Origin of the sequence: Paraburkholderia hiiakae, assembly GCF_904848665.1 — a bacterium.
Taxonomy (GTDB): Bacteria; Pseudomonadota; Gammaproteobacteria; order Burkholderiales; family Burkholderiaceae; genus Paraburkholderia; species Paraburkholderia hiiakae.
Window position 1 is genome coordinate 1 of sequence record NZ_CAJHCQ010000021.1, and the last position, 16,901, is coordinate 16,901.

Annotated in this window: 15 protein-coding genes and 2 pseudogenes; 11 read left to right on the forward strand and 6 right to left on the reverse strand. The window is 61.9% G+C overall.

Features of this window, described 5'->3' with window-relative positions:
• The 9 genes from JMY28_RS30420 to JMY28_RS30460 form a co-directional block, all read left to right on the forward strand.
• Positions 1–163, forward strand: a 163-nt coding sequence (locus JMY28_RS30420; protein ID WP_201699629.1) for a TOBE domain-containing protein, incomplete at its 5' end; no start/stop codon positions are given.
• 13 nt (positions 164–176) lie between these two features.
• Positions 177–1,094, forward strand: a complete 918-nt coding sequence (locus JMY28_RS30425) for an ABC transporter permease subunit (RefSeq protein ID WP_201699630.1) — start codon at positions 177–179, stop codon at positions 1,092–1,094.
• Positions 1,091–2,020, forward strand: a complete 930-nt coding sequence (locus JMY28_RS30430; RefSeq protein WP_201699631.1) for an ABC transporter permease subunit — start codon at positions 1,091–1,093, stop codon at positions 2,018–2,020. The genes JMY28_RS30425 and JMY28_RS30430 overlap by 4 nt, the downstream gene beginning before the upstream one ends.
• A gap of 41 nt (positions 2,021–2,061) precedes the next feature.
• The gene (locus tag JMY28_RS30435; RefSeq protein WP_201699632.1) at positions 2,062–3,612 is read left to right on the forward strand and encodes a DUF3138 family protein; all 1,551 of its coding nucleotides are present in this window, start codon (positions 2,062–2,064) and stop codon (positions 3,610–3,612) included.
• Positions 3,613–3,670: 58 nt separating this feature from the next.
• Positions 3,671–4,963, forward strand: a complete 1,293-nt coding sequence (locus tag JMY28_RS30440) for an NAD(P)/FAD-dependent oxidoreductase (protein ID WP_201699633.1) — start codon at positions 3,671–3,673, stop codon at positions 4,961–4,963.
• Positions 4,964–5,032: 69 nt separating this feature from the next.
• Entirely contained in the window at positions 5,033–5,413 is a 381-nt protein-coding gene (locus tag JMY28_RS30445; protein WP_201699634.1) for a cupin domain-containing protein, read from the forward strand.
• Positions 5,414–5,514: 101 nt separating this feature from the next.
• Positions 5,515–6,930: an amidase family protein gene (locus JMY28_RS30450; RefSeq protein ID WP_201699635.1), complete on the forward strand. Its 1,416-nt coding sequence runs from the start codon at positions 5,515–5,517 to the stop codon at positions 6,928–6,930.
• 81 nt (positions 6,931–7,011) lie between these two features.
• Entirely contained in the window at positions 7,012–8,454 is a 1,443-nt protein-coding gene (locus JMY28_RS30455) for an aldehyde dehydrogenase family protein (protein WP_201699636.1), read from the forward strand.
• 235 nt (positions 8,455–8,689) lie between these two features.
• The gene (locus tag JMY28_RS30460) at positions 8,690–9,658 is read left to right on the forward strand and encodes a LysR family transcriptional regulator (RefSeq protein ID WP_201699637.1); all 969 of its coding nucleotides are present in this window, start codon (positions 8,690–8,692) and stop codon (positions 9,656–9,658) included.
• Positions 9,659–9,780: 122 nt separating this feature from the next.
• On the opposite strand, the gene JMY28_RS30465 is transcribed toward JMY28_RS30460, so the two are convergent.
• A complete protein-coding gene (locus JMY28_RS30465; RefSeq protein WP_201699638.1) occupies positions 9,781–11,205 on the reverse strand; it encodes a phospholipase D-like domain-containing protein in 1,425 nt (474 codons plus the stop codon).
• A gap of 83 nt (positions 11,206–11,288) precedes the next feature.
• Between JMY28_RS30465 and JMY28_RS30470 the strand changes: the two are divergent.
• A pseudogene (locus JMY28_RS30470) lies at positions 11,289–11,386 on the forward strand (IS6 family transposase); the annotation flags it as partial.
• Positions 11,387–11,573: 187 nt separating this feature from the next.
• Here JMY28_RS30470 and JMY28_RS30475 read toward each other — a convergent pair.
• The 5 genes and pseudogenes from JMY28_RS30475 to JMY28_RS30495 form a co-directional block, all read right to left on the reverse strand.
• A complete protein-coding gene (locus JMY28_RS30475; protein WP_201699639.1) occupies positions 11,574–12,980 on the reverse strand; it encodes an inorganic phosphate transporter in 1,407 nt (468 codons plus the stop codon).
• 824 nt (positions 12,981–13,804) lie between these two features.
• Positions 13,805–14,362, reverse strand: coding sequence for a DUF421 domain-containing protein (locus JMY28_RS30480; RefSeq protein ID WP_201699640.1), 558 nt, complete (start codon positions 14,360–14,362; stop codon positions 13,805–13,807).
• Positions 14,359–14,964 carry a ParB-like protein gene (locus JMY28_RS30485; protein WP_201699641.1) on the reverse strand — a complete coding sequence of 202 codons (606 nt, stop codon included), beginning with the start codon at positions 14,962–14,964 and terminating at the stop codon, positions 14,359–14,361. The genes JMY28_RS30480 and JMY28_RS30485 overlap by 4 nt, the downstream gene beginning before the upstream one ends.
• Positions 14,965–15,002: 38 nt before the next feature.
• Positions 15,003–15,107, reverse strand: a pseudogene (locus JMY28_RS30490) (NAD(P)-dependent dehydrogenase); the annotation flags it as partial.
• A gap of 513 nt (positions 15,108–15,620) precedes the next feature.
• On the reverse strand, positions 15,621–16,094 hold the full coding sequence (locus JMY28_RS30495; RefSeq protein ID WP_201699642.1) for a PRC-barrel domain-containing protein: 474 nt from the start codon (positions 16,092–16,094) through the stop codon (positions 15,621–15,623).
• Between the two features lie 200 nt (positions 16,095–16,294).
• On the opposite strand from JMY28_RS30495, the gene JMY28_RS30500 reads away from it, so the two are divergent.
• A complete protein-coding gene (locus tag JMY28_RS30500; RefSeq protein WP_201699643.1) occupies positions 16,295–16,651 on the forward strand; it encodes a response regulator in 357 nt (118 codons plus the stop codon).
• Positions 16,652–16,901: the final 250 nt, after the last annotated feature.

Consider the following 16,901-nt stretch of genomic DNA (forward strand, 5'->3'; position numbering starts at 1 on the left):
CTACATGGGCAGCTATTCGCTTTATCACGTGCGTCTTCCGGGCGGCAAGGTGGTCGTCTCGAACCTCTCCAGCTCGCACCTCATGAACGAGGGCGCGCCCGCCTGGAACGATGACGTTTATGTGTCCTGGTCGCCGGCCAGCGGCGTCGTGCTCACGCAGTAAGGAGGCCGCGGCTATGAACTCCTCCATTGCTCGCGCGTTCTCGCGATTCGTGCCATCTGGGCGTACTGCTGTCATTGGCGTGCCATTCGTCTGGCTGCTGCTGTTCTTCGCGCTACCGTTCATGCTCGTGCTGAAGATCAGCTTCACCGACCTCGAACTGGGCATCCCTCCCTACACGGCGATGCTGCAGGCGCACGATGGCGTCGTGCACGTCGTGCTGCAGTTCGGCCACTATGCACTCCTGCTGCAAGACAGCCTCTATATCGCCACCTATATCAGCTCGCTGAAGATGGCGGCGGTGTCCACCGTCCTCTGCCTTCTGATCGGCTATCCGATCGCCTATTACATTGCGCGCTCGAATCCGGCCACGCGCAACCTGCTCATGATGGGCGTGATGCTGCCGTTCTGGACGTCGTTCCTGATCCGCGTCTACGCATGGATCGGCATCCTCAAGGACGACGGCCTGCTCAATCACACACTCGTGGCCATCGGCCTCGTCCATTCGCCGCTTCGGCTCTATCACAGCGACGCGGGCGTCTATATCGGCATGGTCTATTCGTACCTGCCGTTCATGGTGATGCCGCTCTACGCGCACCTCGTGAAGATGGACCTCACGCTGCTCGAAGCCGCCTATGACCTGGGCGCGAAGCCCTGGGTGGCGTTCACGCGCATCACGCTACCGCTCTCGAAAAACGGGGTCATCGCGGGCAGCTTGCTTGTCTTCATCCCGGCAGTTGGCGAATACGTGATTCCGGAACTGCTCGGCGGCGCCAATACGCTCATGATCGGCCGCGTCATGTGGGATGAGTTCTTCAACAACATGGATTGGCCGATGGCGTCAACCGTTACCGTGACGATGGTCTTGTTGCTGCTCGTGCCGATGGCCGTGCTCCAGTACTACCAGGTCAAGGAACTGGAGGCAGGCAAATGATCAAGCCAAACCGGCTCATTTCGACAGGTGTACTAATCGTAGGATTCCTGTTCTTGTACGTGCCGATCATCAGCCTCGTCGTCTATTCGTTCAACGCATCCCGCCTCGTGACGGTTTGGGGCGGCCTCTCGACGAAATGGTATGGCGCGCTGCTGCACGACGCCGAATTGCTCAACGCCGCGCTGCTCTCCCTGAAGATCGCGCTGATGACCGCGTTCACCTCCGTCGTGATCGGCACGTGGGCTGGCTTCGTGCTCGCGCGCATGGGGCGTTTTCGCGGCTACGCGCTCTACGCCGGCATGATCAGCGCGCCACTCGTGATTCCAGAGGTCATCCAGGGCATCTCACTGCTGCTGCTCTTCGTTGCCTTGCAACAGATGGTCGGCTGGCCAGCCGGGCGCGGTCTGCTCACCATCTGGATCGGTCACGTGATGCTGTGTCTTTCGTTCGTGGCGGTGATCGTCCAGTCGCGCGTGAAGGAGCTCGACAGATCGCTCGAGGAGGCGGCGCTGGATCTCGGCGCGCGACCACTGAAGGTCTTTTTCGTGATCACCCTGCCACTGATCTCGCAGGCGCTGCTCTCGGGGTGGCTGCTCTCGTTCACGGTCTCTATGGACGACGTGATCCTGTCTGCGTTCCTCTCGGGGCCAGGCTCGACCACGCTGCCGCTCGTCGTGTTCTCGCGCGTGCGAATGGGCCTGAATCCGGAGATGAATGCGCTCGCAACCGTGTTCATCACGGTCGTGACTCTTGGCGTGGTCGCCGTGAACTGGGCAACGCTCGTGCACAAACGTCGCAAGGCGGCTGAAGCCCATGCCGCGTTCGAGCGTCTCGAGGCAGATGCTGCACACATACCGATCGTGGCGTTGCCTGCCGCCCATAGGGCGACGCCCGGCGGGATCGGAGCGGATCGGATTGTTTCATGACAGACGTTCTTATAAAGACGAATGAAAAGGGGAAGAACTCGATGAAGAAGAGACTGTTATGCGCGCTGGTGGCCGGGGCACTGCCTGGGCTTGTCGCGGCAAGTCCGACCAGCGATCAGGTGCAAGGCTTGCAGAATCAACTCGACGCGCTGCAAAGGGAGGTCAGCTCGCTCAAGCAGGAACTGAGGGCCCAGCAGGAAAAAGACGCACATGTAAAGGCCGCAGCACCGACGGTCGACGTCGCGTCACCGGACTACGGCACACAACCCGCGCGGCTGTCCAATGACGATGTGGACGCGATGAAACAGCAGATCGCGAGCCAGCAGCTGAAGGTCGATTCGCTGACCGAGGCGGCCACTACTGGACCCATCGCCGGCCTGTCCATCACAGGCTATATCGATCCGTCCTACGTCTACAACCGCGCGCAGAGCAGTTCGTCGTTCCTGTTCGCGAACCACGAGAACGCCTACCAGTATTACAACAGCACCATAGGCGACCTGTACCTCGACATCAAGAAGACCTTCGGGGTTGGCCCCACTGCGCCGTCGGTCGAGGTGTCGCTGATGCCGAACCGAGGAGCGGGCATCTTCATGATGAACGAGCACGGCGACAGCGGGTTCAACATTCTCAATACCGCTTTCGCCACGGTGCCGCTCACATCGAAAACGGCGGTCGTCGCCGGCCTGATGCCAGGGCTCTCAGGTTACGAGTATCAGCAATCGAACCTCATGCTGACGCTCACGCACAACCTGCTGTACGACTTCTCGGACCCGGGTAGCTCGATCGGCGCGGGCGTCAACTATACGGGCGACCAGTGGGCCTGGAAGTTTCTGCTCGCCAACGAGCAGTTCCGTTCAAATGGCGCAGTCACGCAGACGGGCGTGAACGCGCTGGGCGACCCCATTACGACCAGCAACAAGATGCCGGCGTTTAGCGCGCGTGTCGACTATCTGCACGGCAGCGCGCTCGACATTGGCGGGTCGTTCACGATCGCGAGGCAGACGCTGCCGAGCGCGTTCGATCCGGCGACGGGCCAGACCGCTTACGGCTGGGGCGGCCAGGCGCCTGGCGCCTATGGCACGTTCTTTTTCACCGAGGCCGACGCCACCTACACGCTCGCCGACGTGCAGTACAACGCCGAACTCGACTACGGCCAGCAGGCGCACGCGGCGTTCAATGGCGGTCTCGCGCAGTGGTACGGACTCTCGCTGCTCGCGCACCGCAAGTTCAACGCGCCGCTCGTGGGCCACATGGGTGTGACGGCGCGCTACGACGTGCTCGTGAACAACAAGAATGGTGGCGGCGGGGGCGGTATCGCGCTCAATGGCAACGGTATGGACCCGTACAACGGGTTTGGCATCGACGCCGACTGCCTCGCCCGCTCGAAAGCAGGCGGCGGGTTCGGCTTTGAATGCAACGGTGCGGTTCGCCAGGATGTCGCGCTCGATGTGCTGTTTTTCCCGACGCAGAAAATCATCGTGAAGGTCGAGTACCGGCACGACTGGTCCAACAACCGGGTGTTCCTGCGCAATGATGGATCGTACGCGAAGTCGAACGATCTGCTAGCCGCGCAGTTCATCTACTCGTTCTAATGCGGAACCCATGGCCTCGCACCTCAGGTGCGAAGCCATTCATCGCAACTCGTGGCTTATGCTCAAATTCAGGAATCAGGCGCACGCGCCCTCGTATTACGCAGCCAGCGCCAATGACACGGCGCATCACGCGCCACTTGCGGGACGCGTGCACGTGGACGTCTGTGTCGTCGGCGGCGGGTTCACCGGTCTTTGCACGGCGCTCAACCTTGTCCAACGCGGTTTCTCAGTGGCGTTGCTCGAAGCTTCGCGCATAGGCTGGGGGGCGAGCGGCCGCAATGGCGGTCAGTTGATCACCGGTTATTCGTGTGGCATCGACACCTTCGCGCAATCGATGTCTCCGGAAGACGTACGCCGCATCTGGGACATGGGGCTCGAATCGGTCGATATCGTCCGCGAGCAGATCGAGGCGCACGGTATCGACTGCGATCTCACCTTCGGCTACCTGAACGTGGCCAACAAGCCGCGCCACGCCGACGCGCTTCAGGCGTGGTGCGACGAGGCGGCGTCGCGCTTCGGCTATCGCGGCTACCGCTATGTCCAGGCGGCGGATCTGGGAAGCTACGTCGAGTCGAAACGTTACGTGGGCGGTCTTTATAGCGAGGACAGCGGCCACCTGCACCCGCTCAACTACGCACTGGGGCTCGCGCGCGCTGCGAAGGCAGCGGGTGTTTCGCTCTACGAAGACACGTGCGCGGTGTCCCTGCGCAAGAACGCTGTGGGACATGAGGTGCTGTGCGAGAAAGGGCTGGTGGAGGCCCGCTACGTCGTGCTCGCGGGCAACGCCTACCTGGGGCAGCTCGCGCCCGCGCTCAAGCGCAAGATCCTGCCCGTGGCGACTTACGTGATCGCCACCGAGCCGCTCGGAAAGGCGAGGGCGCGCGCGCTGATGCCCGCCGATGCCGCGATTTGCGACAGCAATCATGCGCTCGAATATTTCCGGCTGTCGAAAGACGGGCGGCTGCTGTGGGGCGGCAGGGCCAGTTGTTCGACCCGGTTGCCGCCCAATACAGGTGAGGCTATGCGCCTCGACATGCTGAGGACCTTTCCGCAACTGGCGGACGTGAGGATCGACTACGCGTGGGGCGGCCTCATTGACGCGACGATGAACCGCGCACCGCACTTTGGCCGCCTCGCGCCGAACGTTTATTTCGCGCAGGGCTTTTCCGGCCATGGCGTGAACGTTACGGCGCTCGCGGGCAGGCTCATCGCGGAGGCGATCGACACACAGGCGGCGCGCTTCGATCTGTTCGGCCGGATCCAGCATCGCGAATTCCCGGGCGGACCGCTGTTGCGAAAGCCGATGCTGGCACTGGCGATGGCGTGGCATGCGATGCAGGACCTGTTGTGAGCGCAGGGGCGGCTGCAGTAGGCGCCGCCCCGCAGGATTCCGGAACGTGAAGAAAACTGGAGAATAAAGATGCTGAACGTCGCGCATATCGTCGACCTGATGAAGGATGAAGGCGAAGTCACCCAATACCGTCTGCCGCGAGGACTCCTGCTGGCGGGCAATCCCGTGCAGACACTGAGACACCGGTACATCAGTCCGTGCGGACAATTCAGCAGCGGCCTGTGGGAAAGCACATGTGGACTATGGACTGTGGAGTACGAAGAATCTGAGTACTGCGAAATGCTGAGCGGCGTTTGCGTGGTGCGCGACGCACTAGGCGGGGAGAAGATACTGCGCGCGGGCGACCGGTTTGTCATTCCGCATGGCTTCCGGGGTACGTGGGAGGTCGTGGAAGCGTGCCAGAAGATCTTTGTGTCGTACGCGCCCCAGGCGAAGCAGGCCGGGGCGTAGCGGAACAACACGCGCTGGCTGGAAAGTGGCCAGCGATCAGGCGCGGGGCCATCTGGCCTTCGCGAGGCCCCATTGCTTTGCACAGCAAGGAGTAGCGTAACGTGAAAGAGAATTTGTGGCGCTTGAGCGCAACCGAAATGGCGGCGCGTGTCGCGTCTCGAGACGTGTTGTCGGTGGAACTGGTCGAGAGCAGCCTGCAACGGCTCGAGGCCGTCAACCCGCACATCAATGCGATTGTCGACGTACTGGCGCAAAGCGCGCTGGCGGCCGCACAGGCAGCCGACGCGGCAGTGGAGCGCGGCGATCCGCTCGGCCCGCTGCACGGCGTACCGGTAACGGTCAAGGTGAACGTCGACATGGCCGGCTGCGCGACTACCAATGGCGTCGTGGCGTTCAAGGATCTCGTCGCGCGCGAAGACAGCCCGGTGGTGGCGAACCTGCGCAGGGCCGGTGCGATCATTATCGGCCGGAGCAATGCGCCAGCGTTCTCGTATCGCTGGTTCACCGACAACGCATTGCACGGTCGAACGCTGAACCCGTGGAATGCGCAACTCACGCCCGGTGGTTCGAGTGGCGGTGCCGCCGCGGCGGTTGCCGTGGGGATCGGAGCGATCGCGCACGGCAACGACCTGGGCGGCTCGATCCGCCACCCTGCCTATGCGTGCGGCGTGGCAGGCCTGCGTCCGACCTCGGGCCGTGTGCCGGCGTACAACCCGACCCAGGCGCGCGAGCGCACGCTCGCGGTTCAACTCGCGTCTGTGCAGGGACCACTGGCTCGGACGGTCAGCGATCTGCGCCTCGCGCTTGCCGCCATGGCGGCGCCAGACGCGCGCGACCCGTGGTGCGTGCCCGTTGCGCCCGGTGCGGTTGAGCCGCGGTTTCCCGCGCGCGTGGCCGTGTGCGCGGAATTGCCCGGCGTGCCTACCGACGCTACCGTTGCCGACGCGGTGCGGCGCGCCGCGCGGTGGCTGGAAGAGGCCGGCTGCATTGTCGAGGAAGTGGCGCCGCCGAGTCTGAACGAGGCTTGCGAGCTTTGGCTCAACCTCGTCACGACTGAAGCGTTGAGCGGGCTTGCCGAAACGATCGAGTCCAGCGGCGACGCCGCGATACGCAACGCGTTCAGCAGTCAGCGGCGGCTCGCGTCGCCATTCGATCTGGCTGGCTACGTCAACGCCCTCGCACGCCGGACCAGCCTTGTGCGCGAGTGGGAGTCGTTCTTCCAGCGCTACCCGTTGCTGCTGATGCCCGTTTCGTGCCAGCGGGCATTTCGCATCGACGAGGATCAGCGAGGCGATGCGCAAATGCGCAGCATCATCGAAGCGCAAAGCCCGCTGACCGCAACGGCGATCCTCGGCCTGCCGGGCCTTGCCGTGCCGACCGGCTTGAGCGCGGGGCTGCCGACGGGCGTGCAGATCGTCGCCGGACGGTTCCAGGAGGCGCTGTGCCTTGCCGCCGGCGAAGCGATCGAGGCGCGCGCCGGTCTTTGCACGCCGATCGAGCCGGTGCGCGGGCAATGAAAATCAACTGGAACTGACCGCGCGAAGCGCAGGTGCTCCCCCGTGCCGCCTGTTTTCGAATATCCAATCTGGAGAGATGCCATGCTGGAAAAAAAATACTTTTATATCGATGGAAAGTGGGTAGCCCCGGCAGCGAACGTCGAGTTGCCCGTCATTGATCCCTCCACGGAGCAGGCCTGCGCCGTCATCTCCATCGGCAACGCCTCGGACGCGGACCGTGCGGTCGAGGCGGCTCGTGTCGCGTTTGACGGCTGGTCGCGCACCGATGCCGCCGAACGTCTTCATCTCGTTGAGCGCCTCCTTGAAATCTACAAGCGACGCGCTCCGGAGATGGCCAGCATGATTAGCCTCGAGATGGGCGCCCCGATTGACATGGCTTTGTCGGATCAGGTCGGAGCTGGCACTTATCACATCGAGAACTTCATCAGGGCGTTCCGGGACTTTGAATTCGAGCGTCGTCTCGGGCCGCATGCTCCCAATGACCGTATCCTCATGGACCCGATAGGCGTTGTCGGTCTGATCACGCCCTGGAACTGGCCGATGAATCAGGTGACGCTAAAGGTCGTCCCGGCACTCCTCGCGGGTTGCACCATGGTTCTCAAGCCTTCCGAAATTGCTCCGCTCTCGTCCACGCTTTTTGCCGAGTATGTTAACGAAGCAGGGTTCCCCAAGGGGGTCTTCAATCTGGTCAACGGCGATGGCGAAGGCGTGGGCACGCGACTTTCATCGCACCCTGATGTCGATATGATCAGCTTCACCGGCTCGACGCGCGCCGGAATTGCCATTTCCCGGGCTGCCGCTGAGACGCTTAAGCGGGTGTCGCTTGAACTCGGCGGCAAGGGTGCCAATCTCGTGTTTGCGGACGCAGACCCCTCCGCGGTCAAACGAGGCGTGCTCCATTGCTTCCATAACACCGGTCAAAGCTGCAACGCGCCCACACGGATGCTGGTCGAGCGGCCCATCTACGATCACGTTGTTAGTGAAGCAACGAAGATTGCAGAAGCGGTGACTATAGACGCCGCTCACAACCCGGGTAAGCACATCGGACCGCTCGCGTCCGAAGCTCAGTTCCAGAAGGTTCAGGAAATGATCAAGAAAGGCATCGACGAAGGTGCGCGACTGGTCGTCGGCGGGCTCGGTCGTCCAAAAGGTCATCAAACGGGTTACTTCGTCCGGCCCACGGTCTTTGCCGACGTCAATAATCAGATGGCCATCGCTCGTGAAGAGATTTTCGGGCCGGTGCTGTCAATCATTCCATTTGAAAGCGAAGAAGAGGCGATTGCGATCGCCAACGACACCCCTTACGGCCTCACAAACTATGTTCAGTCGACCGACGGCGCGAGGCGCAATCGCGTGGCCGCACGACTGCGTTCCGGCATGATCGAAATGAATGGACAGCCGCGCGGAGCCGGCTCGCCATTCGGCGGAATCAAGTCTTCCGGTCGCGCGCGCGAAGGCGGTGTGTTCGGTATCGAAGAGTTCCTCGAATCCAAGGCTGTCTCGGGTTGGGCCTCGAGTCAGTAGCGCCTGATTTCGATTCGAAGCGAACGCATGCTGATGGAGCAGGTCGGCAATGTCGAGTCGATGCAAAGGGTGTGAGTCATCTCGACAAAATACGGCCTCCTGATTGATTTGCATGGAACGCTCTTTCGACGATCCAGCACAGCCACGTGAGCAGGCGCGCCGGAGTTCCGCGTAATGGCAGTCCCCGTTCACAATTTGACGTTGCCTTTTTGACCTGTGCGTACAACGAAGCAACATGCTATCGAATACCTCCGATCTCGACCTGCGGCTTATCCGCGTATTTCTCGCCGTGGTGAACGCGCGAGGCATCACGGCGGCCGAAGCGACGCTAGGCGTGCGACAGTCCACCATCAGCACGCAGCTCCTGGCGTTGGAGGCTCGCGTCGGCTTCAGGCTCTGCGAGCGCGGGCGCGGCGGCTTTCGCCTCACGTCGAAGGGCGAGCGCTTTGTGCCGTCGGCGCGCGCGCTCATCGCGGCCACGTCCGAGTTCGTCGAGCGCCTGCGAGAGATTGACCGCAAGCTCGTCGGCACGCTCGCAATTGGCGTGATCGGGCAGGCCTCGCATATCGAGAGCGCGCGCCTCGCGCAAGCGCTAGGCGCGTTTCGCAAGCACGACCAGGCCGTGCGCTTCACGATGAAAGTGGTTGCGCCGCAGGAACTCGAAGACAGCCTCGTCAATAACCGGCTCGATATCGCGATCGGCTACTTCTGGCGCCGCGTCGCCGGCCTCGACTACACGGAACTCTTTAGCGAGCGCCAGGAGCTCTACTGCGGGCGTGGGCATGCGCTTTTCCACAAGGCGCCCCACGTCAATATCGACGGGCTGCGCGAACAGGACTGGGTCTGGCGCAGCTATCCGATTCCCGAGGAATTTGCGGGCATTGGCGACCGGCAGGTGACGGCGCGTGCCGACAGCATCGACGCGGCCACGGTCCTGATCCTGTCGGGCAGCCATATCGGCTATCTGCCGGCCGTGCACGCCGAACCGTTCGAGCAACGCGGCCTCGTCCGGGCGTTAGGGCGCGCAACGTTTGGCTACGACGTGGCGATGCATGTTGCGATCAAGCGCGGTGCCTCTGAAAATCCCATCGTGCGCACGTTCTGCGACGAACTGCTCAACGTATATGGAAGGCATGCCGCGACGCCTGCGGATTCACCGGCCCCCCTCAGCGCTAGTTACCAGAGACACTGCGCAGGCGTTTGAAAATTTGGTCGGTCCGTTGGCTGGCATAAAACGGTCGTTTAATTGTCGCAAACCAGGAGCAGGCCAATGTCCGCAGATGGCTGCGGATTCAACCCGTCGATGCGACACAATCAAAGCCGCGCTCAGAGGAAGCTCCTGATCAGCATCGTCACCCAACGCCAGGCACCGCCGCAGCCGGCGGCCCGGCAGCGCGCATCGGGATCCGCCAGCAGGCGGCTATTGGCGTCGCTCACCGAACTTGAGTTGCGCAGGTAGTACGCCACGCTGTCCTGCAAGGGATCGAGCCCGTCCTCAGGGATATCTATCCACAGACCGTTTTCGGTATTCAAGCGGGCCGACAGCGAATCGAAATTGAAGCTGCCGAGATAATATCGATGGTTGTCGATGAGGACCAGCTTGGCGTGCATCATGCGGTTGTCTTGGTCGGAATACTCGCGCACCTCGATCCCGGCATTCACCAAGCCGGGCAGATCGTCGGCATAGGCGCGACCGACTGCGGGGAATTCCTGCGTGATGCTCGCCAACGAGGCGCTCACCAGGATCACGTGGACGCCGTCGCGCCGCTTGCGCTCGAGCGCCTCGCGCAGTTCCGGCACCAGGATCAGGTAGGGGTTGATGATCAGGATCTCGTGCTGCGCCGTATCGAACGCTTGCAGCATGTCCTGCAGTGTGCCTGGCGAGCGCTTGTCGGGCCAGTCGTGGACATAGCGCAGGCGATCGCAGGCGATCGGCATCCAGGCAGGATCAAAATCCTCCCCGGAAGCGGGCGCAGCGGCGGGGTCATCAGGCGTATCGGAGGCGGTTGGTGTATCGCTAGCGGCCAGGTCCGTCGCCCGGGCTGCGCCGTCGAGCGGAGCCAGCAGCCATTCGCGCCAATAGTGGATGCGCGCCGGGTCCAGCGTCGCATAGCCGTGCGAGACGCGATAAGGACTTGCGATTTCGAGGAATTTTTCCGGCTCGGGGCGAACCACTTCCGGGCTATTCCAGAACAAGGCGAAATGCTGGTACATGGCGTGCAGGGAGGAGGCGTCCTGGCTGGCGTTGCCCGACACCATCAGATCGCGCTCGCTGAGCCAGTTGCGGAAGCTCGCATCCCAGATCGAGGTACTGCCGATCACGGCCGTGTCGCCAACCAGGAACAGCTTGTCGTGCATGCGATGCGAAATCTCGATGAGATCGGATCGTGGATGGAAGATTCGCAGTTCGATGCCGGGAGCCACCTCGTGCAGGGCGACGATCAACTCGTCCTCGAACGCGAAGTGCGGCTCGGGGCCGATGCCATCGATCAGCAGCTTGACCGGCACGCCGCGGCGCGCGGCCTCGACCAGATGCCGCAACAGCAGGCCGCCGGTCTGATCGATTTCGAAGATGTAGGCGAGGACGCGGATCTGCTCGGCAGGCGTGGCACGGTCGACCAGCGCGATCCGCGACTGCATCAACTGACCGTCCTCAAGACTGGCGACCAGGTCGACACATTGCGCGTGGCCGTGCAGAGAAGTGGCAAGCACGCATGCCGGAATGAGCGCCAGTCTTCTTGCTGTGGTCATGATGTGGCGAACTGGTTCAATGTGTCTCGGGCCCTACATTCTTGAGGGTCTGGAAGGCATTGTCGCGTGAGCGCGGTCAAGTAGCTCGCTGCTACTTCGAGAAGGTAAACAGAACGGCGAGCCCGAGATAATTACCGTCGACAAGAGCGGCGCGAATCTGGCTGCACTTCAAGCACTCAGTAGACAGGACATCAGCGCAGTTGAAAAAATGGCTTTCCAGAAGGTCTGATTGTCGCCGATCTATGAGCACTGGGTCAGATGCTGAGTTGATGGCAACGAGTGGCGGCGGAACGGCTTTTCTCGGGTGAGTTGCTAGTCCCCGTAATTGCGCAAGCCCGCGCCTCCGAGCGCCTGTCGGCCGCCCAGGATCACGCGAGGAGATAAAAGAACGTGCCCGCCAACGCGATTGTGACTGGCAACGTAATCAGCCAGGTCGCGGCGATCCTGACGAGGGTGCGCCTCTGCACGCCTTGCCCGCTGGCAGCCATCGTGCCCGCAATGCCCGACGTAATGATATGGGTCGTGCTGACGGGTAACCCCGTCAAACCCGCCGTGCCGATCAACAGTGAGCCAACGAGTTCCGAGCTTGCGCCTTGTCCTGGCGTCATTTTCTGGCGCCCGAGCCGTTCGCCGAGCGTGCGGACGACGCGCCGGTATCCGACCATCGTGCCCGCGCCGAGACAGACGGCGCTGAGTACGCGCACCCACCAGGGAGCGTATTCGACCGGCGTGCTCATCGATTTGAGCAGCATGGATGCCTGTCTGCGCTCGGCTTCGGGCACGTTCTTCTTTTGGCTGACGTATTTCATCTCTGAAACCACGTCGTACACATAGCCGCGCAACTGGGAACGGGTTGCGCGATCACCAGCTTGCACAGGCTGGTTGGCGCTGAGTGCATCTGCTTCGCGTAGCGTATCCGGCCCGGCGCGCTGAAGTGCTTGTGCGGCATTGAGACCCTGCGTCTTGACGTCGTCGCCATACTCGGCGATCAGCGGTACGGCCTGCGATCCGTATTCGCTCAATTGTTTGATCTGTCCTGCCGACTGCGGGTTTAGCGCATAAGTCGCCGGCAGCAGGCCGATAACGGTCAACATGATGAGGCCGATGCTTTTTTGTCCGTCGTTCGTGCCATGCGAAATGCTCACTGTCGTGCACGTCGTAATCAACAGCGCGCGCATCCACCATACGGGTCTCTTTCCGTCGCGAGGCGCTTCGAGCAGATCTCCGCGTCGCACGACCATCCGCAGGATCCAATAGAGGCCTCCGGCAATAGCGAATCCGAGCACAGGGGAAACCGCAAGCGCTTTGAGAACGGTCACGATCTGGTGCCAGTCCACGCCTTCGGCGAGGTTGCGCGATTTGAGCAACGCATCGGCGGCCGCGACGCCAATCAACGAACCAATCACACAATGGGAACTGCTGTTCGGGATTGCGAAGTACCACGTCAGTACATTCCAAAGCAGTGCAGAAGAAAAGATCGATACGAGCATCGGGACCGCGGGCGAGCCGTCAGGGGGCGTCAGTACGTCGGGGGGCAGGATCGTGACGAGGGCGAACGCCACCGAAATGCCACCGACAAGCACGCCAACCAGGTTCATGAGACCCGACCAGACGACTGCGGGCACCGGTTCGAGCGAGTTCGTATAGATGACGGTCGCGACTGCATTTGAGGAATCGTGGAATCCGTTGCTCACCTCGAAGGCAAGTACCATGATCAGGCAAACGACCAGCATGGCAACGACGAACGGCGACGAGGGAGCGAAATGAGCGAGCATGGTGCACTCCAGAGTGCGGGACTGCAGCGATTGCCCTTTGTGCCGCCAATGGCATGCCCAGGCGCGTGAAGATTTTGTGACCGGTTGTCTGGAAGAGGTCAGCAGATTGGTTGGAATCGCAACCTCGCAATGACGCGCACAGCCGCGTTCAATGCGGGCTGCGACAGCAGCCAGTAGAGTTACATTCGTGTACGCCCAGGAGGCGTGCGCGGGGGCGATCTGACCGCAGTAACTGCGGAATGCGTATGGAAGCCGTGCTGGGCGATGTCTTCGGCGATCTACCACTGGGCAGGCGTGCGGGTGCGCAGGGCGTCGATCCGGCGCAGCGCAGGCAGACGGTCAAGATATAGGTTGCTGCGACAGGAAGAACTGGCGCGTGGATTGCCCTGCACAATCGAGCACAGGGTCACCGCGTGCAACCAATGTCATGGTGGTTGCGGCAGCGGCAATGCTTGCATTTCCAGCGCTTTGCGGGCCGACCGTGAAGTCGGCCGCGACGCTGATCAGCCGCGCCATTCTTCGTTAATGAAAGATGAGATACAGAATGACAAGAACCACTAACGGTACGCCAAGAAGCCAGCCAAGCAAGTAAGGCATGATGTGTTCTCCCGCGAAGGGCTATGTAGACCCCGCAGTGGAGAAGTCGCATGGGGCGTGCCCGGAGTCCTTGCCGGTCGCGGCGAGGCAGTGCAACCGTCTGGATGATTGAAGTTGATGAGAGGGAGAAGCGCACCTCACTCGAAACCGGTCGAGGCTCCAGAAAGATTCGCGCCGATTCTGGGCCACCCCCGTGGAGCAACTGGATCAGGCGCAGTCACGAGCGGTTATCGGCTGCGCCCCCCGTCAGCCTTGGCAGTTAAGGACTGGTTCCTGAAGTCCGCGGTATCCGGTGCAACAGGCTTCAGGATCAGGCTGATCTGGCCGTTCCGTTCAAGTAATGCTGAGTCGACCGCGTCGAGCGAGGTAGCGTGAAGTTTGTCGCGTACCGTTTCGTGCACGTCATCACGTGTGATAAGTGCAGCAGTCATCTGGGCATCGTCAAACTCTCCGTTCTGGTAAATCCTCCGGACCGCGCCCCCAAGCAGCCCGTCAACGAAGCTCGAACGCACGCACAGCCATCCCAGAGCCCGATGCAAAAGTACCAGCATCAACGACGCAGCTATCGTCGGAACCGCCGGAGATGCGCCCACGATGAACCGGCTCAGGGTCGCGCCAAGCAGAATTGCCACGACGTAATCGAAGGCGGAGCGTTGTCCGAAGGACCGCCTGCCCGAGATCCGGATGAGCACCAGGGCACAAAGGAAGGCCACCACTGCCCTGGCCGACATTTGCAGCGCATCGAGATCTTTTCCTTCTCCGAACAATGCAATCAGGACATTCATTTTGATTTGCCTCCTCTGCCTCCCACGTGGCCAGGGAGGCCGATGGCTCGTTCGCTTTTAGCCAGCCGCACAGCTTTTCTTATAAGTGTGTTAAACGCTGAATCGCTTTCAGGGAAGGGAAGCGTGGCACGAAAGAAGTCCGCCCACCGGAACTCCGCAAGGGGGACGGTGGTCGGCTCATAGGCGCCTGCGTCGCGTACGAACGCGGCGAGGCTACGATATTCATCATCCGCCAGGTCGCGGACGTGCCGCGGCAGAGCGACGAATGGAATTCGCCTACCTTGACTGTCGTACGGGTGGACCCAGTTGCGGTTTTCCATCGTCAGCCAGAACTGTGTCGGTAAAAGGGAAGACAGGTCCGCAACGAGAACGCAGGGAGCATCGTAGATGTCGGCCTTCCACAAGGCGGCTGCGACATGATGATGGTCGATCGCGAAGGGGGTTTGTCGTGGTCCGAGAACCACGGGTATGGGCTTCTCGGCGATCGCCATCTGCAGATCATGACCTGACAGCGAGCGAAATTCGTTAGTCTTCTGTTCCACCCCGCGCAGCCCGTGGGTCGCCTGCGTTGGACGGAGCTGGTTCAGGGAAACGTTCTTCATCGAGTATCGAGGCTTGGTAGATGGAGGACGCGGGCGTCTTACGGTAGGTGATTGCCGCCTGTAGCGCCGTAAATCTCGCCAGTCACGAAGCTCGATTCCTGCGAGGCCGGTACCACGTAGATTGGCGCAAGCTCGGCTGGCTGGCGCGCGAACTCCGGCCCGGGATACTGATTTGTCGGGTCTTGCATGGCGTACTGGTTGACGGTCGGTGACATGAGCGCTCCTGAAAGTGCGTTGCGCGTGTGGGGTGCGTACGCGGGTTAGCGCAATCGGCATTCCCTCCGTCCTGACACTTGTTGTTTCGGAGTATCGCCGCGGGCAGCCAGCGCACGAATGCGACCGACAATACGGCAAGTAGTCGCCTGAATCGTCAACGCGGGATCAACGCGTTGCAGCGCTGGGCCTGAATACTGGCGACTCGATAGTGTCGAGAGCAGATGAATGCGCTCCCGACATTTCGTATCAACAGTTAAGGCTGCGCCCGCTACCGACACCTGGGACTGCTGTCGGAATTTAATGAGCCAGCGCGTTTGCAGGTGAAGCGTTGCAGCGAATCCGTGGCGCAACACTCGCCGGTGCCAGGGTGCATGAAAAGAGCACCGGACGACCCGGTGCTCCTGACGCTTCGAAAAGCGGGTGGGCTGAAATGACAACGCCTAGAGATCCATCGGGTCGCGGGGAGGAACGGCACGCTCTTCGGGCAACCCAGCGGTCGACCAGTACGGGCGGCGGTGGTAGTAATCGTGCAGCTGGGTTCCCCACGATACGTCAGCCATCGACGGCCAGTGGTCCTTGTCGAAACCCGGATCGTCCTTGATCGCCTGCGCCGACAGGTCGACGCGGAAGCACTTTTCGGCCGTGTCCAGCGTTAGCGCGCTCCACGGAATCGCGTGAAGCGTGTTGCCCATGCCGAGAAAGCCGCCTTCGGAGAGAACGGCATAGGCGATGCGGCCGCTGCGCACATCGAGCATGATGTCGGAGATCTTGCCGATATGCTCATCGTCAGCCGAGATGACCTTGTCGCCGTCGAGGGTGGCCGCAGCCATGATTTCCGGGCCCGGGCCGGCACCCGCACCGCCGCCCGTGATCTGGGCGCCCGCGCCGGTTGGTTGAGGATTGAAGGTAGTCATTGCATTGCTCCTTGGGGTTGGAGGAAACGTAAGCGCATTCGCCATGCCGCGAGGTTCGCGTGGACGGCGGAAAGAAGCGTCGGGGCTGGGAGGCGATCTGCAGCGGATTGACCGGGAACCCGAAGTGCGGTGTAAGGGGAGTGAGGCAGTTCAGGGCGCCGCCGACCGGCACGTTGATGGACTGCCAGACAAGGACAGCCGTGGCGAACGTACTCATTGTGGATGACGACCAGCGGCTCCTTGAAGCCACTGCCGCACTTCTGGAGTCGGCGGGGCATACGGTGAGGTGTGCCGGAAATGGCGAACACGCCTTGCGGCTCGCGCGGGCGGAAAGAATCGATATCGTCCTCACGGACTATACGATGCCCGTGATGGACGGACTGCAACTGGCACGGGCCATTGATCTGGATCCCGAACTGTCGGCTATCCCCGTCGTGCTTGTTTCCGCCGTCGCGACGCCTCCAGTTGGATCGCCCATCCGTGCCAGTCTGCGCAAGCCCTTTACCGGCGAACGTCTGCTCGAACTCATTGCGCGCCTCGCGCTATGCCGGTCTTGAGAATCCTCAGCCGGGTCGGGCAGATTCACGCGTTGGGCTGTCGTTGCTCCGCTTGTTCTCCGGTGCGGCCTCCCAATTGCCTCCGCTCCGGGGAGAGGTTCGTTGTGTCCGATCACGTACGTTAGCAGCTGCGGGCCCGGCCCAGCCGCGCAAGGGGCAGATCGCCCGCCGTCAGCGTTTTTCGGTGACTTCCTTCGCCGTACGTGTCACATTGACCACGCGTACGATTTTCCAGCCGCGACGGAGAACG